The following is a 23,321-nucleotide window of genomic DNA, read 5'->3' as shown; positions in this document are numbered from 1 at the left end:
TATTTATGATCTGGTTGGATGATAACCAGCAATTAGATTGCCTATTGGAATGGATTTACTTTCGTATTGCAAGCTTAAGCTGATATTCTATAGCAATGAAGAAGACACATATCACAGAGCAAAAATTCGCCGATTTGGATTTATTACCCCAAGTCATTGAAGGATTGGAGAAAAAAGGGTTCGAGTATTGTACCCCTATCCAAGCCTTGGCGTTGCCGGTACTGCTCACCGGCCAAGACATTGCAGGCCAGGCCCAAACCGGGACTGGTAAAACGCTTGCGTTTTTAACTGCTACTTTTAACCATCTGCTAAAAACAGCAGAACCAGAAGGACGACAAAAAAGTCACCCTCGTGCCATTATTATGGCTCCGACGCGTGAGCTCGCGATCCAAATTTACAACGATGCGGAAGGTTTAATTGAATCAACAGGCTTAAAAGCTGGCCTTGCTTATGGTGGTGAAAGCTACGATAAGCAATTAACTAAGTTGCAAGACGGTGTTGATATTTTGATTGGCACATGTGGCCGTATCATCGACTTTTACAAACAAAAAGTATTTAGTTTAAACAGCATTCAAGCTGTAGTACTTGATGAAGCCGATCGCATGTTTGATCTTGGTTTCATTAAAGATATTCGTTTCTTATTCCGTCGCATGCCGGAGCCGAGCGATCGTCTTAACATGCTTTTTTCTGCGACGTTATCGTATCGTGTACAAGAATTAGCGTTTGAACATATGCACAACCCTGAGCATGTTCTCGTTGAAGACCAACAAAAAACCGGGAACAACATCAAGGAAGAATTGTTCTACCCATCCAATGAACACAAAATGGCACTGCTTCAAACATTGATTGAAGAAGAGTGGCCAGAACGTGCGATTATTTTCGCCAACACGAAACACAAATGTGAAGCTGTATGGGGAAGCTTAGCGGCGGATGGACACCGTGCTGGCCTACTTACTGGTGATGTTCCACAGAAAAAACGTGAACGTATTTTAGATGAGTTCACTCGTGGTGATGTCGATTTCTTAGTGGCAACTGATGTCGCAGCCCGTGGATTACACATCCCAGCGGTAACACATGTATTCAACTTCGATTTACCCGATGACGCAGAAGATTACGTACACCGAATTGGTCGTACAGGTCGTGCTGGAGCCAGTGGCTCATCGATTAGCTTTGCTTGTGAAGACTATGCTGTCAATCTCCCTGCAATTGAAGAATACATTGAGCACTCGATTCCAATGTCGGAATATGATGCCGATTCACTATTGACAGATTTACCACCAGCAATACGATTACAGCGTCCACCACAAACAAATCGCCGAACCAATACTGGCGCACGTGGTTCAAACCGTAACAATGGCTCTCGTAACAACAATCGTCGCCCACGTCAGCCACGTAATAGTTAAATTAAGGTGTCATTGGCTTATGAGTAATACAGTTTCATCTCCTTTATATGCCGCCATTGATTTGGGGTCGAACAGCTTCCACATGCTGATCGTTCGACATGTTGATGGTAGTGTTCAAACCATGGCAAAAATTAAGCGTAAAGTACGTTTAGCTAATGGCTTAGATAAAAATAACCAACTAAGCCAAGAAGCCATGCAACGAGGATGGGACTGTTTAAGCTTATTTGCAGAGCGTCTGCAAGATATTCCGCCAACGAATATACGAATTGTTGGTACTGCTGCCTTACGTTCTGCGACCAATGTGGAGACGTTTTTAAGTAAAGCGAACCAAATCCTAGGCCACTCAATTGAAGTCATTAGTGGTGAAGAAGAAGCTGCCACCATCTACAAAGGCGTTGCCCACACCTCTGGTGGTTTAGGCCGACGTTTAGTGGTTGATATTGGTGGCGCAAGCACAGAGCTCATTATAGGCAAAGAGTTTGAAGCCCAAGCCTTAGTGAGCCTCTCTATGGGGTGTGTCACCTGGTTAGATAACTATTTCCATGACAGGCAACTCACTCAAAGTAATTTTGATACAGCCATTCTTGCCGCCAAAGCAACATTAGAGCCCATATTAACCAAGTACTCGCAATTGGGTTGGGATGTCTGTGTTGGGGCAAGTGGTACTGTACAGGCCCTACAAGAGATAATGCTGGCACAAGGAATGGATGAAATCATTACCTTGAGTAAGCTCAAACGTCTTAAGAAACAAGCCATGATGGCCTCTCATCTTGAAGAACTCGAAATTGATGGTTTAACCCTTGAAAGAGCATTAGTATTCCCAAGTGGCTTATCGATATTAATTGCGATATTTGAAAGTTTAAATATTGAGTCCATGACTCTCGCTGGCGGAGCACTACGTGAAGGCTTAGCTTATGAAATGATTGGCGAAATGCGTCAATCAAATATCCGTCAACGTACAGTGAGTAGCGTACAAAAACGTTATCAGGTTGATACTCTCTACGCAGAACAAGTCGCCAATGTTGCTCTCGAACTACTTGAGCAATGTGGAGGGCTAAGTTGGGTACCAGAGACTCAAGCGGCTTTCTTACTTCAATCCGCAGCCGAACTGCATGAAATAGGACTTAGCATCGACTTTAAAAAAGGTGGTGAACACGGTGCCTATTTATTACAACACCTCGATTTACCCGGTTTTACCCGCGCGCAAAAACATTTTTTAGCCGAGTTAACTCGTCGTTATCGTGAACAACTCACATCTCTGCCAGAGCAACACGCGCTCTCAAGTCAAAGTAGTAAGCGCTTACTTCGATTATTAAGACTATCAGTGCTACTGACTCATAGACGAGAAGCAATTCTTCAGCCGGAATTCTCAATTCACTCTGAAGGCGATATCCTAACACTTACCATAGACCCAACTTGGCTACAGAAAAATCCGTTAACTCAAGCCGAGTTAGAAATTGAAGCGAATAGACAAAGTGATATTGGTTGGCCACTGGTTATTGCTGAATAACTTGTTGCCGCCCCTATTATCCATTTGAACAAATCTATCCAAACAAAAAACGGGAACCTCTAGGCTCCCGTTTTTGTATCTTTACCTTAGTACCAATCGTCAACCGATCATTATTATAGGTATGGGTCTACATTTAATCTTCAACCACATCGGCTGATATTGCATCTTGTGCTAACCACTCAGCCACATCTTTCGCAAAATAAGTTAAAATACCATCGGCGCCAGCGCGCTTAAAGCAAAGCAAAGATTCCATCACGGTTTCTTTTTCTTTTAACCAACCATTTTGAATAGCCGCTTTATGCATCGCATACTCACCCGAGACTTGATAAGCAAACGTTGGAACTTGCAGCTCAGTTTTCACTCGGCGCACAATATCTAAGTAAGGCATACCTGGCTTCACCATCACCATATCAGCCCCTTCATTGATATCCATTGCCACTTCGTGCAAAGCTTCATCACTATTAGCAGGATCCATTTGGTAGTTTTTCTTATTACCACCTTTAAGGTTCGATGAAGAGCCGACTGCATCACGGAATGGGCCATAATAGTTAGAGGCGTATTTAGCTGAATAAGCCATGATCTGAGTATGAATATGACCTGCTTTTTCTAAGGCTTCACGGATTTTACCAATACGCCCATCCATCATATCAGAGGGTGCAACAACATCGGCTCCCGCTTCAGCATGAGACAATGCTTGCTTAACTAGCACATCTGTCGTTTCTTCATTTAACACATAACCATCTTTATCAATGATGCCATCTTGACCATGTGTGGTGTATGGGTCTAATGCCACATCAGTGATCACACCAATATTTGGGACATGTTCTTTCAGAGCACGAACGGCTCTTTGTACCAAGCCTTCCGGATTATACGCTTCTGTTGCACATAAAGATTTTACATCTTGATTGACGACAGGAAATAATGCGATAGCAGGAACACCTAATTTCGATAGATACTCCGCTTCCTCTAATAATAAGTCGATAGATAAGCGCTCAACACCAGGCATAGATTCAACCGCTTCACGGCGATTCTTTCCCATCAATACAAACATTGGGTAAATCAAATCATTCACACTCACTGAATTTTCAGCGACTAAACGACGACTAAAATCATGCTTACGAAGACGACGTAGACGGCGACCTGGGAATTGACCTTGAATGGATACTGACACCTTAACTCTCCTTACCGAAAATTTGATCACTATTTTATATTCAGCTCCCATCATATCACTGTCGCTATACCTTGGAAGTAAAGATTTTACGCCCTCAGGTATACCAAAGCTTACGCTAAAATCAACCAACAGCTAAATGACCTATCATTTATCCTTAAGCCACTTGAGTATATACTCCCATCTCTACTTCAATAACCGATGAGTATTTTATGATTGATAGCCATGCCCACATTTACGCAAAAGAATTTGATGAGGATCGTAACGAAGTCGTTCAACGAGCATTGGATATCGGCATCAACAAAATTCTACTTCCGAATATTGATCTCAATTCAATTGAACCTATGCTGGCAACCGAAGCAGCCTACCCAGCAGTTTGCCATTCCATGATGGGCTTACACCCTTGCTATGTGAATGGCAATATTACGCAGGACTTAGAAATCATACGTGGCTGGTTTGAGAAGCATGATTTCATTGCAGTGGGTGAAATTGGTATTGATTTGTACTGGGATAAAACGTTTCAAGCAGAACAAGAATATGCTTTTAGAACTCAGTTGCAATGGGCTAAAGAGCTAAAATTACCCGTTGTCATCCACACTCGCGATTCCATCGATCAAACGCTAAATATTTTAGCAAGCGAACAGGATGGCACTCTAACTGGTGTCTTTCATTGCTTTGGTGGCAGCATACAACAAGCACAAGCCATCAATACACTCGGATTTCATTTAGGTATTGGTGGTGTTTCCACATTTAAGAATGGTGGAATGGACAAAGTCATACCACAACTCGATTTGAACTACGTGATCTTAGAAACCGACTGCCCTTATTTGGCACCAACACCTCATCGAGGTAAGCGTAATGAGCCATCATTCATGCAGTTGGTCGCGCAACGTATTGCCGATTTGCGAGAAATGAATATCGAAGATGTCACGCAGCTAACCGACCGTAATACCCACGCGTTATTCAATTTGGAAGATTAACCTCTTTCCACTCCCCATGTTTCACATGAAACAAAAAAGCGCAGCTGATATGAGCTGCGCTTAATAATTTGAAATTGTAATTGCTTAATACACCATTCAACTATTCTTCGGCTTGTTCATCTTCATTTTGACGCGGTTTGGTATAAAAGCGTGAGAAGAACAAGCCTATCTCAAACAAGATACACATTGGTATTGCTAATAACGTTTGAGACACCAAATCTGGCGGTGTTAATAGCATACCGACCACAAAAGCAATGACAATAATATAAGGTCGTTTTTCTGATAATGACTTGGTATCCGTCGCGCCTGTCCAACACAATAAAATAATCGCAACTGGCACTTCAAAAGCAATACCAAAGGCCATAAACAATGAAAGCACAAAATCTAAATAGCTGGATATATCAGTAGCAAACTCAACCCCACCTAAAGAAATCGCCGTAAAAAAACTAAAGACAAGTGGGAATACCACAAAGTAAGCAAACGCCACGCCACAGTAAAACAATAATGAACTTGAGATCAGTAAAGGGATAATTAAACGTCGTTCATGCTTATAAAGACCGGGAGCGACAAATGCCCATATTTGATAGAGCACCAGAGGAACCGCGACAAATACCGAAGCCACTAAGGTGAGCTTTAATGGGGTGAAAAATGGTGATGCTACATCAGTCGCGATCATCGTTGCCCCTTCGGGTAAACGGTCGATCAACGGTGCAGAAACAAATTCATAAATTTGGCTAGAGAACCAAACCAACCCAATAAAGACCACCAACACGGATGCCAAAGCTTTCAAGATTCGGTTTCTAAGCTCAATCAAATGGCTAATTAAAGGTTGAGCTTCTTCTTGAGTCGACATGTAAAACCTCAATGATAAAACGCCTTACTCTTACTAGTATGAGAGTGAGGCGTATGGGGAGATGAACAATATTTACGAGTTTTTATCTTGTATTCCTTTAGATTCGCTTGGTTCAGCCTCCGTATTATCGGAAACACTTTGTGATGGAGCTTCCTTTTCGGGAGGTGAATTAACGTCTGGAGAGCGTTCGATATTGGCATCTTTTGCTTTTGCATAAGGTCGCTGAACATCTTGCGCTGCTTTTTTTAGCTCTTCAATGGAAGACTGTAGCTCCGGAGACAAGTCTTTCATCCCCATTTGTTCAGCTTTGCGAAGATTATCTTGCAGCTCTTGAATTTTAAGCTCTTGAGACAATTCATCTTTGACACTATTAGCCATGCTTTTAGCAGTGCGCACGAACTTAGTCACGCTACGGATCGCAACAGGAAGGCGCTCAGGGCCAAGTACAACCAAGGCAACCACCGAGATTAATACTAGCTCCCAAAAACCGATATCAAACACCGATTAACCCTGCTCTTTTTCTTTCTTTGCTTCAGTTTCGGCACTTGCGTCCACTTTAGCTTGGTCGATAGATTGAGTATTAAAATCGGCATCTTTATCTGTAGATTGCGCTGGCTTATCTTCATCGCTCATGGCTTTCTTAAAACCTTTCACCGCTGAACCTAAATCACCGCCAATACCGCGTAGTTTTTTAGTACCAAATAACAATACTACGATGACAGCAATGATCAAAAGTTGCCAAATACTAATTCCGCCCATGTTGTTTTCCTCGGGTCTGATATAAAAAGAAACACATACTATTATGCGATGTTTACGTTTTAATTACGATAAGCGCGCCAACTAGCAAGCCAAGCGATTAAACCTGCAATCACCAAACCGCCAGATAAGCCTAACCGCCAATCTGAATGACTTAACTGCAATACCGCTGAGCATACGATTAATGTTGCGCCAATGCCAAATAAAAACTTACCTGTGGTTTGTTTTCTTTTGTTTGCCGAATATAGGGCAAAGTAACGTGCTACATTTTGATCTAAATCACGCCCACGTTTTAAAGTGTCGTACAATAATTCTGGTAGCTCTGGGAGTTTTTCAGCCCATAGTGGCGCCTTGTCTTTTACTGCGTTAAATACCGCTTTCGGCCCCACTTGCTCCATCATCCATTTTTCTAGGAATGGTTTAGCGGTTTCCCATAAATCCAGTTGTGGATAAAGCTGGCGGCCTAAGCCTTCGACATACAATAACGTCTTTTGCAGCAATACCAGTTGTGGCTGTACTTCCATATTAAAACGGCGCGCGGTATTAAATAAATTTAACAATACATGCCCAAATGAAATCTCACACAAAGGCTTGGCAAAAATAGGTTCACAAACCGTGCGAATAGCCGACTCGAAATCAATAATATTGGTATCGGCAGGAACCCAACCTGAATCAACATGTAATTGTGCTACGCGGCGGTAATCTCGGTTGAAAAAAGCTAAGAAATTTTCTGCTAGGTAACGCTTATCTTCATTATTCAGCGTTCCAACAATCCCGCAATCTAGGCCAATCCATAATGGATTTTCCGGTGTATTCCAAGAAACAAATACATTCCCTGGATGCATATCCGCATGGAAAAAACTGTCTCGAAACACTTGTGTAAAAAAGACTGTTACGCCTTTTTCTGCTAGCAATTTCATATTCACGCCATTGCTAGCAAGCGATTCAATATCAGACACTTGGATCCCATAGATACGCTCAGAGACCATTAAATGTTCACTGCTAAAATCCATTAAGACATCAGGAACATACAAGTCTTCACTGTCGATAAAATTTCGTCTTAATTGCAATGCGTTCGCGGCTTCGCAACGTAAATCTAACTCACTTAGCAAGGTTCTTTCGTATTCTTCAACCACTTCTACAGGCTTTAAGCGACGCGCATCTGGCATAAATTTCGCCACCAGCCTTGCCATGCGATACATTAATTTCAAGTCAGCTTGGATAACGGGCTTGATATCAGGACGAATCACCTTAAGAACAATTTCTTGACCGGTTTCTTTGACTTTGGCGGTGTGTACTTGAGCAATAGAGGCTGATGCTAATGGTTCAATATCAAACTCATCAAACCATTGTTCAATAGGACCACCAAGTGACTTTTCAATTTGCTGCTTTGCCCGTTGCCCGTCAAATGGACTCACTTTGTCTTGGAGTAATGCCAGTGGATCAGCAATATAATCAGGGAAAAGATCACGCCGAGTTGACATCATCTGTCCAAACTTAATCCACACTGGCCCAAGATCTTGCAACGCTAAACGTAGCCTTTGTCCAACATCTTTATCGTTATGTTTACGACGCACCCAAAAGGCCAGCTTTAATGCTCGACGAGGCAACTTTGCTAGATCATGTTCAGGCAAAAGCTCATCTAAACCATATTCTAATTGAATCTTAATGATTCGATATAAACGGCGGATTTCGGTTAATGTCATGAATTAGATACCAAGCGATTAATTCTTTGCTCTATACGACCACACTGACTGACCACATCATCCACTTGATCGCAGAATGAAGCGACTTCTAAGCCGTTTGGGGCAACTTGCCATTCTTGGGTTAACACTGTGCCTAATTTTCTCTGCTGACTTTGTAAGCCTGTTTTTAACCAATCGGTGTGATTCTTAGCCCCTTGCACCAGAGTATGAGCGAGTACATCACCCGTTATTCGGGATAACCACTCTTCTGGATCCGGTTTTATATCTGAAATCAATTGAGAGAATTTCTGTGCCAGTTGAATATCCCCTTCTAAGACCAACTTATCTTGTTTAATCAATTGGGTAATATTGGCTTGTTCTTTCAATTGTGGCAAAACAGAAAGCTTAAGACTCAAATAGCAATCAGGTTGCCCTTCATACTGGCTGAGTACATCCACTTGGTGACTAAAAACAAAAATCAGCTGGCGATTTAATTCTTGTAAATGAATATGGATCACTTTGCCTTTTAGACGCACCACTTGTTGTATATATTGCGGATCATCATTAATTAGGCGATTTAATGAGGCTTCGATTACCCCAGTCACTAACGGTTCAAATGGCATAAGCAATCCTTAATATAACCAACGCTTAAAACTTGTATCCACGGTGCAAGGCAACAATGCCACCCGTTAAGTTGAAATATTTAGTTTGCTCAAAGCCTGCTTCTTCCATCATACCTTTTAAGGTTTCTTGATCTGGATGCATACGGATGGATTCCGCAAGGTATCGATAACTATCGGCATCATTAGCCACGACTTCACCAATTTTTGGTAGAAGGTGGAAAGAATACAAATCATAAACTTTTGATAACGCTTCCACTTTAGGCTTAGAGAATTCAAGTACCAATAAACGTCCACCCGGTTTTAAAACACGAAACATTGAACGCAATGCTTTGTCTTTGTCGGTGACGTTTCTTAAACCAAAACTGATGGTAATACAGTCGAAATAATTATCTGGAAATGGTAATTCTTCGGCGTTCGCTTGCACATAATGCACGTTGCCAACCACCCCTAAATCGCGCAATTTATCTCGGCCAACATTCAACATTGAATTGTTAATATCAGCCAGAACCACATGGCCATTATCGCCAACAATACGTGAGAATTTTGCAGTCAGATCCCCGGTACCACCAGCCAAATCAAGAATTCGTTGCCCCGGACGAGCACCACTGCAATCAATAGTAAATCGCTTCCAAAGACGATGAACGCCACCAGACATGAGATCGTTCATAATGTCGTATTTCGCAGCGACTGAGTGAAATACCTCGGCCACTTTTGCCACTTTTTGCTCTTTGGCTACCGTTGTAAAACCAAAATGCGTTGTGTCATCTTGCTGCGTATTTGCGTTATCTGATTGTACGTGCTTATCCGTCATGTTTACCATTACTCCAACTTAGGCACAGATGTGAGCTAATTCTAATTGCGGTTAGTTTACTTTATCCTCAATCGCTTGTCTGTGCTTGTCGGAGTCATTTTGCGCAATTTCAGTGATTTCCTGGCTGATGCCTTTTTTCACCTCAACACCTAACTCTTTAAATCCTTCAGCTTGGCGAATTAAGTTACCGCGGCCAGTAGACAATTTATTCATCGCACCTTGGTAGCTTCCTTGTGCTCGATTCAATGCTTGTCCAACCGCTTCCATATCATCGACGAACAAACGCATTTTGTCATATAGCTTACTAGCGCGCTCAGCAATCAATTTAGCATTTTGATTCTGTCTTTCATTTCGCCACAAATTATTGATCGTTCGTAATGCCACCAGCAAAGTCGTCGGGCTGACCACAATAATGTTTTGCTCTAATGCATCCCGAACTAAGCTCGGATCTTTTTCGATCGCTAATTGAAACGCTGGCTCGATTGGAATGAACATTAAGACATAATCTAAAGATGTGATCCCTTTTAATTGATGATAATCTTTTTGGCTGAGCAACTTAATATGGCTGCGCACCGAAACCAAATGCTCGTTTAATGCTTTTGCTTTTTGGTGATCATTTTCAGCATTAAAATAACGCTCAAAAGCCACTAATGTCATTTTTGAATCAATAATAACTTGTTTGTTTTCTGGCAAATTAACAATGACATCCGGTTGATAACGCTTGCCATTATTTTGATGATTTAGGCTCACTTGAGTTAAATATTCATGCCCTTCCCGTAATCCTGAATCTTGTAGTACTTGAGCGAGTACTACTTCCCCCCAATTCCCTTGCTGCTTATTATCACCTTTTAAAGCCTGAGTTAAATTGACCGCATCTTGCGCCATTTGCTCATTGAGCTTTTGCAGCTGTTTAATCTCATGCACTAAGGTATGGCGCTCTTTTGCTTCGTTATGAAAGTTATCCGTTACTTGTTGTTTAAAGCCACTCAACTGTTCTTTTAGGGGGGATAGTAAGCTGTCTAAACTCTGCTTATTTTGCTCATCGACGCTTTTCACTTTAGTTTCGAAAAGCTGATTTGCTAAGCTTTCAAATTCCACTTTTAGTCGTTGTTCGGCATTTTTTAATAACTCAAGTTTATCTTGAGAGGAACGCTTCTCTTCTTCATGCTTAGCATGCTGCTCTCTCATAACAGCGTTTAACTCATGATTAGTTGTTCGTAGTTGCTCATTTTGTTGCTGAAGATCTCTAATATCTTTTTGCAATGTATCTAGAAAAATTAATCTTTCGTTCGCAGCCATTAATTGACCATACGATTTTCTCGCTTCGAACTCTGACTTATCTCTTTCTAAGTCAAGTTCTTCCAGTTCTTTCTGACCTTGTTCAAGCTGGTTTTGTAATTGCTGAATACGCAGCGCTTGCGCTTGCTGATGGGACTGATATTGTTGATTCAATAATTCTATTTGGTGTAAATATCGACTTCTTAACCACAGATTGATCGCCACCAAAATTACGATGATTGCTATTAGGAAAAGTACAATCATATCGCTACTATTACCAAGCCACTGCATAAACGCCCTTACTATTTCTATTCGTTTATACAGATCATATTCAATACTGGATAAATGTCCAGTTCACAGTTCTAATTACTTGCTTTCGCAAAGGATCACTATTGATGAGCAATACCCATAATACCGAACGAAAAGCCTTAATATATGGCCTAATTGCCGTTTTATTATGGTCTACCGTGGCAACCGCTTTTAAGTTAACCCTTGCTCAACTCAGTCCAATTCAAATGCTTTTTATCGCAAGCCTCGTTTCGGTTTGTACGCTTATGATCATCTGTGCTTACAACGGTACACTCTCACAAATTCGCACTACATTTTTAAGCGACCCTGGTTATTTCCTTTTATTAGGTCTGATCAATCCATTGGCGTATTATTTAATCTTATTTAAAGCTTACGACTTACTTCCTGCCTCCCAAGCACAACCATTAAATTACAGTTGGGCGATCACCTTGACATTAATGGCGGCGATCTTTCTTGGGCAAAAAATTCGAAAACAAGATTGGGTTGCCTGCGCTTTAGGCTACTTAGGCGTATTAATTATCGCGACAAAAGGCGATATATTGGCTCTACAGTTTGATAGTCCATTGGGCGTAGCCTTAGCACTTTTATCGACTTTACTATGGGCGGGTTATTGGATATTAAATGCGAGAAATAAAGCCAACCCTATTATTGCTGTTTTGCTTGGCTTTATCGTGTCGCTACCGTTTTCTGCAGCTTTAGTCTGGTATGAAGGATTGAGTTGGGGTGAGATAGATACCACCGGGTGGTTAGCTGTTGTTTATGTCGGCTTATTTGAAATGGGAATTACATTCGTTCTTTGGTTAACAGCATTAAAGAATACAAAAAATACTGCACGAGTCAGTAACTTAATCTTTTTGTCGCCTTTTATTTCTTTAATGCTGCTTGCACAAATTATTGGTGAAACAATCTACCCATCCACCATTATCGGTTTGATTTTTATTTTATTAGGTTTAGCTGTGCAGCAAATAAAATTTACCAAGAAATAATATATATTACTAATTCCGGTAAAAACGTTTAATAGGTTATCAATATATTTATCAGTTTATTTTTTACTTTCTATATAACGCTTAAGATCTTCAACAGACAACCCTTCTGCTTTTAGATCTTGAGCTAATTTCTGAATATGCTCACCTTTACGCAAATCAGCGATAACCTGAAACTGATAAATAATATCTCTAAGTAATTCTAGAGGGACTTGTTTAGCAGCACTGCGTATACGCTCTTCGCTTTGATTACCTAATTCGATAAGCAATTTACCAAACATAATTTTTTCAGGACTCTCATCCATCTGCTCTAAAATTCGAGCCATTTCATAAGTAGTTAATGACATATAAAAAGTAGTATTCCAGTAGTTTTCATTAAATCGAGAAAGGCGATCGCATTGGTTAAATATACGCCCGATTTTCTCTTTAGCAAATTATAATTCGTCCGGTCAATGTTAAATCTTAACTTTGATAAAGTCGCCATTCTATCTGAAGGCTGCTTTATTCTTTTTGATAAGAAGGCATAGAATATCGCATCTTACCGCTACTTGAGTCTATAACTTTACACAGTTTTTCAAATGAGTGTTTTATACACACTGCTTTAAGCTCTACATCAAGTTTTTATTTCTGTTTTCATTACAGTTTCTATCCATAATGGTAGTATCGTAAACAGATGAAACGACTTATTCCCTTATAAAATAAGCGAACAAGGCTGTTCACAAATTAAGGTGTGCAGCTATTTATTACGACATAGATCGTAACCGCAGAAAGACAAGGATAATCCAGATGCATAATGTAATTTCAGATCGTATCGAACAGCTACGTACTTGGTTAAAAAACCACGATTATGACGCTATTATTATTCCTCATGAAGATGAATTTCTGGGTGAGTACATTCCTGAACATAATGAACGTTTATCATGGATCACCGGTTTTGCAGGTTCTGCGGGTGCTGCTATTGTTACTCAAGATTCTGCCGCCATGTTTGTTGATGGCCGCTATACCGTTCAAGTTACCAAGCAGGTACCTAGTGACGTATTCAGTTATCATCATTTAATTCAGGAACCACCTTTACAGTGGGCATTAGAAAATTTAGCAATTGGAAGCAAACTGGCTATCGATCTTAATATGCATTCTGCTACTTGGTTTGATTCTGCGAAGCAAAAATTAAATGCTCAAATAGAGCTTGTGTCGATTAGTGAAAACCCGATAGATCAACTTTGGTTGGATCGCCCAGCTGCTATTGAATCAGAAATTCGCTTAATGCCTATCGATCTTGTCGGACAGTCGAGTAAAGAAAAACGCTTACACATCGCTTCTCTGATTTCACAGAATAATGCAGATGCGGCACTTTTAACTCAAATCGATTCTATATGCTGGCTGCTGAACATTAGAGGTTTGGATGTTCCACGCTTACCTGCTATTTTGTGTCATGCAATTTTACACAGTGATTCAAGTGTGGATTTGTTTATAAAACCTTCTCGTATTCCCAACAACTTTGAACAACATGTTGGGGTCAATGTTCGAATAAACCCAACTCAAGATTTGAGTGCGTCATTAAAGACATTCTCAGGTCGATCTATTTTGGTCGATCCAAACACTAGTAATGCTTGGTTTAGTCAAACTCTCAATACAGCAAACGCTCACATCATTCATTCTAATGATCCGTGTTTATTAGCTAAAGCCGTTAAAAACTCGGTTGAATCTACTGGCATGAAATCTTGCCACATTCGAGACGGTGCTGCTATGGTGAAGTTTTTATCATGGTTAGATTCCGAAGTGGCGCAAGGTCGCTTACATGATGAAAACGAGCTTTCCAATAAACTCCATGACTGCCGAAAAGAAGATAGTAGCCTCGCTGATTTAAGCTTTGATACGATTTCGGCTGCAGGTAGTAATGCGGCTATGTGCCATTACAATCATGCCGATCAGCCAGTATTTGGTACGCTACAGCTCAACTCCTTATATTTAGTTGATTCAGGTGGTCAATACCCAGATGGCACAACCGATATTACTCGTACTATTGCTATCGGGCAGCCTTCTGAATTTATGAAGCATCAATTTACTTTAGTACTTAAAGGACATATCGCTTTAGCGACCGCGCGTTTTCCAAAAGGAACAACGGGGAGTCAGTTAGACATTCTTGCTCGTCAGTTCTTATGGTCTCAAGGCTATAACTACGATCATGGTACAGGCCATGGCGTTGGTCACTTCCTTAGTGTTCATGAAGGCCCTCAACGTATCTCTCCTGCCTATAATGGAGTAGCTCTACAAGCTGGAATGGTTATTTCAAATGAACCTGGATATTACCGCGCGGATGAATTTGGAATTAGAATAGAGAACCTTGAGCTAGTTACGGAACAAACAACTCAAGGTGATTTTAATGTTTTAGCTTTTGAATCTTTAACTCGTTGCCCTATTGATGTACGAGCCATTGAGAAATCATTACTCACTTCATTTGAAATTCATTGGCTTAATCACTACCACCAAAAAGTATGGGATGATGTCAGCCCACTGGTAGATGGTGAAGTTAAAAGCTGGCTTAAACAAGCTACTGCCTCTTTATAAGATCAATTCTCTCAGTCCCTTAATCGTACTGAATAACATGTTTAAACAAAAAGCCAGAAAGAATCCTCCTATACATGGACTCTTTTTGGCTTTTGTTTCACGTGAAACATAATTAAAATTACGCTGTACTACTGCCTGAATACGCTTGATGCCAATCCGTCCATACTACTTCGTAACCTTTATTTTTAACCGCTTGCGCTACATCAAAAGCACTTCGCTCATCACTAATACTGAACTGCTCGAGTTCAACCTCTACATTCGCGTATCCACCTGGCTGCGTTTTAGACGCTGCCGATATGTGGGTGACCCCTAATGGCAAAATATTATCTCTAAAACTAGCTTGTTCACGCGTTGATATCGATAACTCTACTTCATGGTTAAACAAACGATACGCGCAGATCAATTGCACTAATTGCTTATCTGTCATCACTGATTTTGGCTGAAGTGCACCTTCACATGGGCGTAAACGAGGAAATGAAATCGAATATCGGGTTTGCCAATAATGTCTTTCAAGATACTGCAAATGAGCAGCCGTAAAGAAACAATCAGCCCGCCATTCTTCAAGGCCAATTAATGCCCCTAAGCCAATTTTATCAATGCCTGCTTTCGCCAATCTATCTGGTGTTTCAAGCCGGTAGTAAAAGTCTTGTTTATTACCTCGCAGATGGTGCTTGGCATAAGTGCTTGGATGATAGGTTTCTTGATACACCATGACAGCATCTAACCCCAAGGTTTTGAGCTCTTGGTATTCATGTTGATCAAGCGGCTGAACTTCCATCGCTAAGTATGAAAATTGCGATTTTATCTGAGGTAATACTTGTCGAAAGTAATTCATTCCAACTTTGGTTTCATGCTCTCCTGTCACCAAAAGCACACTGTCAAAATTCATCGCCTTGATTGCGGATATTTCATCATCAATCTCAGTACTATTTAATGTTTTTCGTTTTATTTTATTTTCCATCGAAAAGCCACAATAAGTGCAAGCATTAGCACATAGATTGGACAGGTATAATGGAATATAAAAATTAATGTTAAAGCCAAACCGTTGACGCGTTAGTGCATATGACTGTTGTGCCATTTGCTCAATATAGCTTTCTGCCGAGGGAGAAATTAAAGCTTTAAAATCTTCCAAATCCAACTTTTTCTTGGATAATGCTCGCTCGACATCCGCTGTCGTTTTACTGTAAATAGAAAGCGAAACACTATCCCAATCTAACGTTTTAAAAACATCGCTAAAACTCATGCTCACCTCTAGCTTAAAAAGCTGGTGAGTGGACTGGTCGCCACTGCCGTAGCTTGCTGTTGCGCGAGGCCTGCCAAATAGGCTTGACGCCCAGATTCAACAGCCATCTTAAACGCTTTAGCCATCGAGATAGGATCATGAGCCGTTGCCATGGCCGTATTCACAAGAACGGCATCTGCGCCCATTTCCATCGCTAAACACGCATGAGATGGTGCCCCAATACCAGCATCCACCACTACTGGCACTCTCGCTTGATCGATGATGATTTTGAGAAAATCAACGCTAACTAAGCCTTTATTTGATCCAATAGGTGCACCTAATGGCATGACAGCCGCGCAACCAACTTCTTCTAAGCGTTTACATAAAACAGGATCAGCATGGCAATACGGTAAAACAATAAAGCCTTGCTCGACTAGTGTGGTTGCCGCTTTAAGCGTTTCAATGGGGTCTGGCATTAAATACTTTGGATCAGGATGAATTTCCAATTTAACCCAATTTGTACCCAGAGCTTCTCTTGCAAGATTGGCTGCGAATATAGCTTCTTTTGCCGTTTTTGCGCCTGAGGTATTGGGCAATAAATTGATATTTAAATCGATAAGTGGTTTAAGAATATCATCGTCTTGGTTATTAATATCAACTCGTTTTAGAGCCATAGTAACCAACTCAGAACTGGAAGCTTGTATAGATCTTGCCATGACTTCCGAGCCTGAGAATTTACCTGTACCGGTAAATAACCGAGATGAAAATGCTTTTCCTGCAATTATTAAAGCATCATGTCCAACCAATGGTGGTGAGATGTGATCATTAGTCATCTTCTCACCCTCCTGCAATCATTTTAAAAATGGAAATATCATCCCCATTCTTAAGTAAGGTAGTTGACCAAATCGTCTTTGGTACCACAACGTCATTAATAGCTATTGCCGCTCCAGCAGCATCAATGGATAAATGTTGGAATAACTTTTCTAAAACCAATACTTGTTCAAGCGTAACAATTTTATCATTCACCGTGACTTGCATGGTGGCTCCTATCGATTCTTTCTTGGCTTGTGTTGCTATCAATCACCACAAACCGGACAGGCAGCATCTCTTGCGATATTAAAACATTGCCAAGAGAGGGTTTGCCCATCAAATAAATTAAGTGTAAATGGCTTCAAGTTGCCATTCCCAGTAATCAATTTTATCGCTTCAACTGCTTGTAAATTTCCTAACAGACCAACAATCGGACCAATCACACCCGATTCAGAACATTTCAAACCAGCACTATTGTCTTGATATGGAACCGCACATCGATAACAAGGACTATGACTTTTGGTAAAATCAAAGGTCATAAGTTGCCCAACCCAACCAATTGCTGAACCTGAAATTAATGGTGTATTCGCACTATGACAGGCTTTATTGATCGCTTGTCTGGTTGGAAAGTTATCGCTGCAATCCAAAACTACATCTGCCATCATAATTTCTAAGTTAAGTTGGCCTTCCTCTAAAAAGGTCTGCACACTTCGCACTTTAATATGTGGATTCAGATGCTTTAAATGCTCTGCAGTCGCAAGGGCTTTGTTTTTACCAAGATCAGCTTCACGATAAATAATTTGTCTTTGCAGGTTAGAGGATTCAACGGTGTCACCATCGGCTACCACCATTGAACCAATTCCTGCTCCCGCTAAATAAAGCGCTGCCGCAGAACCGAGTCCGCCACAGCCGATCAACAACACCTTGCTACCAATCAATTTATCTTGGCCGGTTTCCCCTACTTCAGGGACCATGATTTGTCTTTGGTAACGTTGAAACTGTTGATCGTTCATAAAGGGGCCTTATATGCTATTACTATTCACAGAATCACTCATTGCACATTTTCATGTACAGTTGTGAGCGGCGTTGATGGTTTCAATGCCATAATTTGATAGAAAGAATCTATCGCTAATTGTATATCATCTGCTTGTGTAATAGCACGAACCACGGCAAGGCTACTTACTCCTGCACTCCAAACCGCTTGCGCAGTAGACAAATCAATACCCCCAATCGCCACCGTTGGATAAGCGTCACCAATCAATTTTTGATAGAGCCTTAATTTGGTGACACCTTGGGGTTGTGATGGCATTTCTTTGGTTGTCGTAGGAAATATATGACCTAAAGCTATATAGGAAGGATTCAAATCTTTCGCGCGGATAATTTCAAAATAGCCATGTGTAGAAACCCCTAACCGTAAACCTGATTTCTTAATTAAATTGAGATCTGCAATCGCCAGATCTTCTTGCCCTAAATGAACTCCATAAGCACGATGTTTGATCGCTAGTTGCCAATAATCATTGATAAAAACCTGCGCATGAAATTGGTTGCCCAACTCAATGGCTTTAGTGATCTGATTTTCAAGATCAGATTGGTTTGGATCTTTTATCCGCAACTGCACGGTTTTAAGGCCGTAATTTAATAGCCTTTCAATCCATTTCACATCGTCTACTACGAGATACAAACCTAAACTTGTTTTATCCATAGAAGTAAAAGCTGAATGGTTGTCAATTAGAGTTGTTTGCTTATCTTCCAATTCAAACATTTGAACCTCAGGAAAAGCATCAACATCTATTGGCCATGTTTCACGTGAAACATCGTAAGATGAATGAAGTGAAGCGCGTGCTAGCACCATTGCATCTTCAAATGCAAAATCTAAACAAAGCGCAACAACTACCCACGATAAATGCCGTTCGACACTATCACGATTCCAAATACACTCCGAAGAGCACAGTTGAAATTTCATTCCATTACATTGCCAGTGATCAAATTCACTGCCATCTCGGCATTCACCAATGACAACCTGAGTTTGAAGCTTCTTATGATTAGTCGCAGCTTGCGAATCGTCGCAATAGCGTAATGAAAATGAGTCTGTGATATTTATTTCTGTGGGTTCAATACTCTCTTCTTCATCGTTAAGATAAATACGTTTAACACCGTAAGATGAATAAATCTCAATACAATTGCCATCCACAATGTGAACATCACATAGCGACGTATCAAAACCTTGCTCACTAGCAGCAGCTAAGCAACGCTTTAAAGGCTGAACCAAAGAACGATGACTCATTGGTACTTTCAAAGAAACCATCACACTTCCTCTGGTTCACGTCCAACATTTTTGGCCGTTGCTGCAGGGTGGTACAACTCCGAACCTGATGCTAAGAATTCTGCTGACTTCTGCTTCATCCCTTCAAGTGGATCGTGCAGCATTTTGATCTCTATTGCTTGGTCTGCCGCGACTTGTTCTGTATCTTTTGCATACTCTCTGACTTCTTGAGAGATTTTCATTGAACAAAACTTCGGACCACACATAGAACAAAAATGTGCGACTTTACCGGACTCTTGTGGAAGGGTTTCATCATGGAATGCTAAAGCAGTTTCTGGATCTAAAGAAAGATTGAATTGGTCATGCCAACGGAATTCAAAACGTGCTTTAGATAAAGCATTATCTCGAATTTGAGCGCCTGGGTGCCCTTTGGCCAAATCACCGGCATGAGCCGCAAGCTTGTAAGTAATCAACCCTGTTTTAACATCTTCTTTGTTTGGTAAACCTAAGTGTTCTTTTGGCGTCACATAGCAAAGCATAGCGCAACCAAACCAACCTATCATGGCCGCACCAATTCCAGAGGTAATATGATCATAACCCGGTGCAATATCGGTGGTTAATGGACCTAAGGTATAAAATGGCGCTTCATGGCAATGTTTAAGCTGCTCATCCATATTGGCTTTAATCATGTGCATTGGAACGTGACCAGGGCCTTCAATCATTACTTGGACATCATATTCCCACGCCACTTTGGTTAGCTCACCTAATGTTCTTAATTCAGAAAATTGAGCTTCATCGTTGGCGTCCGCAATTGAGCCAGGACGTAAACCATCCCCCAGTGATAGCGCGACATCATACTTAGCGCAAATCTCACAAATCTCTCTAAAGTGTGTATAAAGAAAACTTTCTTGGTGATGAGCAAGACACCACTTCGCAATGATAGAACCACCGCGTGAAACAATGCCAGTTACACGTTTCGCCGTCATCGGAACATAGCGAAGTAATACCCCAGCGTGAATAGTGAAATAATCAACACCTTGTTCAGCTTGCTCAATCAAGGTATCGCGCATAACCTCCCAGGTAAGCGCTTCAGCAACACCATTCACTTTTTCTAAAGCTTGATACATTGGAACCGTGCCAATGGGAACAGGACTATTACGCAAAATCCATTCACGCGTTTCATGAATGTTTCGTCCTGTAGATAAATCCATTACGGTATCGCCACCCCAACGCGTAGACCATACTAATTTTTCGACTTCTTCTTCTATCGAAGATGAGACTGAAGAATTACCAATATTCGCATTCACTTTAATCAGAAAATTACGACCAATGATCATAGGTTCAGATTCTGGGTGATTGATATTGGAAGGGATAATAGCGCGACCTTCGGCAACCTCCCGACGGACAAATTCTGGGGTAATTTCTTTAGGTAGATGCGCCCCAAAATTTTGGCCTTGATGCTGTTGATTGAGTTGCTCATCAGCAAATTTTTGCCTGCCCATATTTTCACGTATGGCGATAAATTCCATTTCAGGTGTCACTATACCTTTTCGAGCATAGTGTAATTGTGTTACACAACAACCTTCTTTGGCTTTTCTTACTTGAGGTAAATTATCATAACGAAGATCATCCAACGTATCGTCTTCTAATCGTTGCTTGGTATAAGTCGAACTAACTGAACGAAGGAACTCAGTATCGGATCTTTCTTCAATCCATTGATTACGAAGTTTTGGTAGGCCCTCATAAAGGTTAATTTCATAACTAGGATCAGTGTACACACCAGAGGTATCATAGACTTGAATTGGTTCATTCGGCTCTAAGATAGGATTCTCTTTTGATCCACCTATAAGGCTATCTGCGAGCGATATTTGGCGCATTGGCACCTTTAGATCAGGGCGACTTCCTTCGATATATACTTTTTCAGAATTTGGGTATGGTTGAACAGAAAGAGAATCAATAAATTTCTTTGCTTCCATTCGATTTTGTTTACGACTTGACGACATAGCATTTTCCTTTAACTGTTGAGTTAGAGCTCCCAAGGGAGTAAATGCTTGACGGATTTGATGCACAAGAATGTAGATCTGTGGCTACACAGTTACATTTATAGAGGGGTAATATGAGAAATTACTCTTCTCTCGTTCCCTTCGCAGGTATTAGCCTGATCAGGTTCAACGGATCCCGCAGATGCGGTCTCAGCCTTATGGCACTCCGACAAGTCAGAAAAGTATATGAATATCTTAATTGTTCAGCAAGGTTTATTATTCAACAATGTTATGTTGCCAAGAAAAAGACTGGTGAAATCTATTGTTTCTTAATCTTTTTAACTAAGCTAGCAAACAGACTAGAATGCGTTTCACGTAATTCACCAATCTTTCCGTCAAACTTCTCTTCGCTATTTAGATCAAAAACTTTAGGAACAGCAACTCGTTGGGAGCTATAAATTCCAGTGTGCCCACTAAAGTAATATGCGGTATAACAAGCGATGGCAAAATAAAGGATGTATTCTGAACCAAACAGCTCGACTCCCATAATAGTGCACGCTAATGGTGTATTAGTCGCTGCCGCAAATACAGCAATAAAACCAAGCGCTGCAAATAGCTCAGGAGGTGCTCCCATAACCCATGCCATTGTATTACCTAAAGTCGCGCCGATAAAAAATAAAGGTGTGACTTCTCCACCTTTGAATCCAACAGATAATGTCAAAGCAGTTAAGACAAGCTTGAATAACCAGCTATACCATTCTGCCCCACCTTCATGAAAGGCAGATAAAATACTGACCCCACCATCTCGACTGCTGTATACACCTAAACCAGTGTAATCATAGTTACCAATCATTTTAGTTAAAATGATCACTAAAATACCGCCAATAAAAACAATTAGGTACGGATTTTTCAAGGTAAGCTTAAAGAAGTCCTTTAATGAATGAGTTAGCTCACCAAATAGGTAACCTGCCAAACCAAACCCCACACCTGCAACAACAATTTTTAATAACAATAAAGGATCAACTTTTACTACATGATCAAGAAGTTTATAGCTCTCTAAAAAATCAATACGGTAATGAGTATGATGGGCTCCTAACGCAGTACAAACGGTATCCGCAATAATCGCTGCAAATAAGGCTGGAATGATTGCATCGTATTTTAAGCGCCCAATCGCAAGCACTTCTAATGCAAAGATAGCTCCCGTCAGAGGTGTACCAAAAATAGCACCAAAACCAGCGGCAATCCCTGAGATTAATAGTAACCGAGTATCTGACTGAGATAATTTGAATAGTTTGGCGAAATAATTAGAAGTAGCCCCTCCAATTTGCACAGCCGTTCCTTCTCGGCCAGCTGAGCCACCAAATAAATGAGTAATTACCGTTGTAATAAGCACCAACGGCCCCATGCGAGTGGGTATTCCTGCTCCGGGTTTATGTATCTCGTCCATGATGAGGTTATTGCCACCATCTGAATTTTTGCCTAGTTTATTATAAAGATAAACAATAATTAATCCGGCAAAAGGCAGTAAGTAAATCAACCACGTATTTGATTCACGTGTTGATGTAGCTTCAGCAAGGATCCATAAGAAAAAGGCATTAAGAGCGCCTATAGCAGATGCAACAGGGAGAATGATAGCTACCCAACGGATAACTTGAATAAATAGCTTGGGGTTGCTTTTAAGAGGATGAGACATATAACTACCTGAACAAATAAAGTTTATATAGGATAGATATATTTAGAGCAATTGGAAACCTGCAGATAGATCTACCCCACCTAGCAGGAGCCATCATCTCAAAAAGACTTTGAGCGGTTAAAGGTGGAACCCCATCACCCGTGATTTGCATCACGCAACAAATTTTATAGGGGAAAGCATCTCAATACAAACACTTGTTAGTTCTTAAGCTTGATTGGTATCAAACAAACTCGAAAGAATAAATATATTCCTCTCCTACACCTTCTTTATACTTTTTAATTTATTAGAGAAAAAACCTGACTCTTTCGGATCAGGTTTCTCAAATAAGAGTAGCGGAGTGGACGGAACTTCCTAATACCTTTCTTGCCGCGTCACAGGCCTGCTGCATCTAAACAGAAGTAATCAATTGAACTACCACTCCGCA

The 23,321-nt window shown here is 40.8% G+C and carries 20 protein-coding genes, 1 pseudogene and 2 riboswitches; of the genes and pseudogenes, 5 read left to right on the top strand and 16 right to left on the bottom strand.

Annotated features, from left to right (window positions below; genetic code table 11):
- Positions 1–95: 95 nt before the first annotated feature.
- Both rhlB and gppA read left to right on the top strand, forming a co-directional pair.
- A complete protein-coding gene (gene rhlB, locus A1QC_RS05340) occupies positions 96–1,403 on the top strand; it encodes an ATP-dependent RNA helicase RhlB (RefSeq protein ID WP_017024385.1) in 1,308 nt (435 codons plus the stop codon).
- 19 nt (positions 1,404–1,422) lie between these two features.
- Entirely contained in the window at positions 1,423–2,913 is a 1,491-nt protein-coding gene (gene gppA / locus A1QC_RS05335; protein ID WP_017024384.1) for a guanosine-5'-triphosphate,3'-diphosphate diphosphatase, read from the top strand.
- 133 nt (positions 2,914–3,046) lie between these two features.
- Here the strand turns inward: gppA and hemB are convergent, their stop codons facing one another.
- Entirely contained in the window at positions 3,047–4,084 is a 1,038-nt protein-coding gene (gene hemB, locus A1QC_RS05330) for a porphobilinogen synthase (RefSeq protein WP_017024383.1), read from the bottom strand.
- Positions 4,085–4,293: 209 nt separating this feature from the next.
- Between hemB and A1QC_RS05325 the strand changes: the two genes are divergently transcribed.
- Complete coding sequence (locus A1QC_RS05325; RefSeq protein ID WP_017024382.1) at positions 4,294–5,061, top strand: TatD family hydrolase; 768 nt, start codon at positions 4,294–4,296, stop codon at positions 5,059–5,061.
- Positions 5,062–5,161: 100 nt separating this feature from the next.
- Here the strand turns inward: A1QC_RS05325 and tatC are convergent, their stop codons facing one another.
- The 7 genes and pseudogenes from tatC to rmuC all read right to left on the bottom strand — a co-directional run bounded on the left by tatC (position 5,162) and on the right by rmuC (position 11,358).
- A complete protein-coding gene (tatC, locus tag A1QC_RS05320) occupies positions 5,162–5,914 on the bottom strand; it encodes a twin-arginine translocase subunit TatC (protein WP_017024381.1) in 753 nt (250 codons plus the stop codon).
- Positions 5,915–6,115: 201 nt separating this feature from the next.
- Positions 6,116–6,415: pseudogene (gene tatB / locus A1QC_RS05315) on the bottom strand (Sec-independent protein translocase protein TatB); the annotation flags it as partial.
- 3 nt (positions 6,416–6,418) lie between these two features.
- Positions 6,419–6,673 (bottom strand): Sec-independent protein translocase subunit TatA, encoded by a 255-nt coding sequence (gene tatA, locus A1QC_RS05310; protein ID WP_017024379.1) that lies wholly within the window; start codon positions 6,671–6,673, stop codon positions 6,419–6,421.
- A gap of 59 nt (positions 6,674–6,732) precedes the next feature.
- On the bottom strand, positions 6,733–8,376 hold the full coding sequence (gene ubiB, locus A1QC_RS05305) for a ubiquinone biosynthesis regulatory protein kinase UbiB (protein ID WP_017024378.1): 1,644 nt from the start codon (positions 8,374–8,376) through the stop codon (positions 6,733–6,735).
- Complete coding sequence (locus A1QC_RS05300; protein ID WP_017024377.1) at positions 8,373–8,978, bottom strand: ubiquinone biosynthesis accessory factor UbiJ; 606 nt, start codon at positions 8,976–8,978, stop codon at positions 8,373–8,375. The genes ubiB and A1QC_RS05300 overlap by 4 nt, the downstream gene beginning before the upstream one ends.
- A gap of 25 nt (positions 8,979–9,003) precedes the next feature.
- Complete coding sequence (ubiE, locus tag A1QC_RS05295; protein ID WP_017024376.1) at positions 9,004–9,789, bottom strand: bifunctional demethylmenaquinone methyltransferase/2-methoxy-6-polyprenyl-1,4-benzoquinol methylase UbiE; 786 nt, start codon at positions 9,787–9,789, stop codon at positions 9,004–9,006.
- A gap of 51 nt (positions 9,790–9,840) precedes the next feature.
- Positions 9,841–11,358: a DNA recombination protein RmuC gene (gene rmuC / locus A1QC_RS05290; protein WP_017024375.1), complete on the bottom strand. Its 1,518-nt coding sequence runs from the start codon at positions 11,356–11,358 to the stop codon at positions 9,841–9,843.
- Between the two features lie 104 nt (positions 11,359–11,462).
- Here rmuC and A1QC_RS05285 point away from each other — a divergent pair, with 104 nt between their 5' ends.
- Positions 11,463–12,362, top strand: a complete 900-nt coding sequence (locus A1QC_RS05285) for a DMT family transporter (RefSeq protein WP_017024374.1) — start codon at positions 11,463–11,465, stop codon at positions 12,360–12,362.
- 56 nt (positions 12,363–12,418) lie between these two features.
- Here A1QC_RS05285 and A1QC_RS05280 read toward each other — a convergent pair whose 3' ends face one another.
- Positions 12,419–12,706, bottom strand: a complete 288-nt coding sequence (locus A1QC_RS05280) for a hypothetical protein (RefSeq protein WP_017024373.1) — start codon at positions 12,704–12,706, stop codon at positions 12,419–12,421.
- A gap of 439 nt (positions 12,707–13,145) precedes the next feature.
- On the opposite strand from A1QC_RS05280, the gene A1QC_RS05275 reads away from it, so the two are divergent.
- Positions 13,146–14,927, top strand: a complete 1,782-nt coding sequence (locus A1QC_RS05275) for an aminopeptidase P family protein (protein ID WP_017024372.1) — start codon at positions 13,146–13,148, stop codon at positions 14,925–14,927.
- Between the two features lie 118 nt (positions 14,928–15,045).
- On the opposite strand, the gene thiH is transcribed toward A1QC_RS05275, so the two are convergent.
- The 7 genes from thiH to A1QC_RS05240 form a co-directional block, all read right to left on the bottom strand.
- Entirely contained in the window at positions 15,046–16,170 is a 1,125-nt protein-coding gene (gene thiH, locus A1QC_RS05270; RefSeq protein WP_017024371.1) for a 2-iminoacetate synthase ThiH, read from the bottom strand.
- A gap of 8 nt (positions 16,171–16,178) precedes the next feature.
- Entirely contained in the window at positions 16,179–16,982 is an 804-nt protein-coding gene (locus A1QC_RS05265; protein ID WP_017024370.1) for a thiazole synthase, read from the bottom strand.
- 4 nt (positions 16,983–16,986) lie between these two features.
- A complete protein-coding gene (gene thiS / locus A1QC_RS05260) occupies positions 16,987–17,187 on the bottom strand; it encodes a sulfur carrier protein ThiS (RefSeq protein WP_017024369.1) in 201 nt (66 codons plus the stop codon).
- A gap of 38 nt (positions 17,188–17,225) precedes the next feature.
- On the bottom strand, positions 17,226–17,972 hold the full coding sequence (locus A1QC_RS05255; protein ID WP_017024368.1) for a HesA/MoeB/ThiF family protein: 747 nt from the start codon (positions 17,970–17,972) through the stop codon (positions 17,226–17,228).
- Between the two features lie 38 nt (positions 17,973–18,010).
- On the bottom strand, positions 18,011–19,264 hold the full coding sequence (gene thiE, locus A1QC_RS05250; RefSeq protein WP_017024367.1) for a thiamine phosphate synthase: 1,254 nt from the start codon (positions 19,262–19,264) through the stop codon (positions 18,011–18,013).
- The gene (gene thiC / locus A1QC_RS05245; protein ID WP_017024366.1) at positions 19,264–21,225 is read right to left on the bottom strand and encodes a phosphomethylpyrimidine synthase ThiC; all 1,962 of its coding nucleotides are present in this window, start codon (positions 21,223–21,225) and stop codon (positions 19,264–19,266) included. The genes thiE and thiC overlap by 1 nt, the downstream gene beginning before the upstream one ends.
- A 119-nt stretch (positions 21,226–21,344) precedes the next feature.
- Positions 21,345–21,443, bottom strand: a riboswitch (TPP riboswitch).
- An 80-nt stretch (positions 21,444–21,523) separates the two neighbouring features.
- Positions 21,524–22,897: a voltage-gated chloride channel family protein gene (locus A1QC_RS05240; protein WP_017024365.1), complete on the bottom strand. Its 1,374-nt coding sequence runs from the start codon at positions 22,895–22,897 to the stop codon at positions 21,524–21,526.
- 77 nt (positions 22,898–22,974) lie between these two features.
- Positions 22,975–23,045, bottom strand: a riboswitch (Fluoride riboswitch).
- Positions 23,046–23,321 lie beyond the last annotated feature (276 nt).

This window comes from Vibrio rumoiensis 1S-45 (assembly GCF_000286955.2).
GTDB lineage: Bacteria > Pseudomonadota > Gammaproteobacteria > Enterobacterales > Vibrionaceae > Vibrio > Vibrio rumoiensis_A.
The sequence above is the reverse complement of the archived record's forward strand: the minus strand, read 5'-3'. Positions and strand labels throughout refer to the sequence as shown.

Bases quoted from the DNA above. Each gene is read 5' to 3' on its own strand.
- tatC (WP_017024381.1), bottom strand. From the start codon at position 5,914: ATGTCGACTCAAGAAGAAGCTCAACCTTTAATTAGCCATTTGATTGAG.
- thiE (WP_017024367.1), bottom strand. From the start codon at position 19,264: ATGGTTTCTTTGAAAGTACCAATGAGTCATCGTTCTTTGGTTCAGCCT.
- rmuC (WP_017024375.1), bottom strand. From the start codon at position 11,358: ATGCAGTGGCTTGGTAATAGTAGCGATATGATTGTACTTTTCCTAATA.
- A1QC_RS05265 (WP_017024370.1), bottom strand. From the start codon at position 16,982: ATGACTAATGATCACATCTCACCACCATTGGTTGGACATGATGCTTTA.
- A1QC_RS05240 (WP_017024365.1), bottom strand. From the start codon at position 22,897: ATGTCTCATCCTCTTAAAAGCAACCCCAAGCTATTTATTCAAGTTATC.
- A1QC_RS05275 (WP_017024372.1), top strand. From the start codon at position 13,146: ATGCATAATGTAATTTCAGATCGTATCGAACAGCTACGTACTTGGTTA.
- thiC (WP_017024366.1), bottom strand. From the start codon at position 21,225: ATGTCGTCAAGTCGTAAACAAAATCGAATGGAAGCAAAGAAATTTATT.
- ubiB (WP_017024378.1), bottom strand. From the start codon at position 8,376: ATGACATTAACCGAAATCCGCCGTTTATATCGAATCATTAAGATTCAA.
- A1QC_RS05300 (WP_017024377.1), bottom strand. From the start codon at position 8,978: ATGCCATTTGAACCGTTAGTGACTGGGGTAATCGAAGCCTCATTAAAT.
- tatA (WP_017024379.1), bottom strand. From the start codon at position 6,673: ATGGGCGGAATTAGTATTTGGCAACTTTTGATCATTGCTGTCATCGTA.
- rhlB (WP_017024385.1), top strand. From the start codon at position 96: ATGAAGAAGACACATATCACAGAGCAAAAATTCGCCGATTTGGATTTA.
- gppA (WP_017024384.1), top strand. From the start codon at position 1,423: ATGAGTAATACAGTTTCATCTCCTTTATATGCCGCCATTGATTTGGGG.
- thiH (WP_017024371.1), bottom strand. From the start codon at position 16,170: ATGAGTTTTAGCGATGTTTTTAAAACGTTAGATTGGGATAGTGTTTCG.
- A1QC_RS05285 (WP_017024374.1), top strand. From the start codon at position 11,463: ATGAGCAATACCCATAATACCGAACGAAAAGCCTTAATATATGGCCTA.
- ubiE (WP_017024376.1), bottom strand. From the start codon at position 9,789: ATGACGGATAAGCACGTACAATCAGATAACGCAAATACGCAGCAAGAT.
- thiS (WP_017024369.1), bottom strand. From the start codon at position 17,187: ATGCAAGTCACGGTGAATGATAAAATTGTTACGCTTGAACAAGTATTG.
- A1QC_RS05280 (WP_017024373.1), bottom strand. From the start codon at position 12,706: ATGTCATTAACTACTTATGAAATGGCTCGAATTTTAGAGCAGATGGAT.
- A1QC_RS05325 (WP_017024382.1), top strand. From the start codon at position 4,294: ATGATTGATAGCCATGCCCACATTTACGCAAAAGAATTTGATGAGGAT.
- A1QC_RS05255 (WP_017024368.1), bottom strand. From the start codon at position 17,972: ATGAACGATCAACAGTTTCAACGTTACCAAAGACAAATCATGGTCCCT.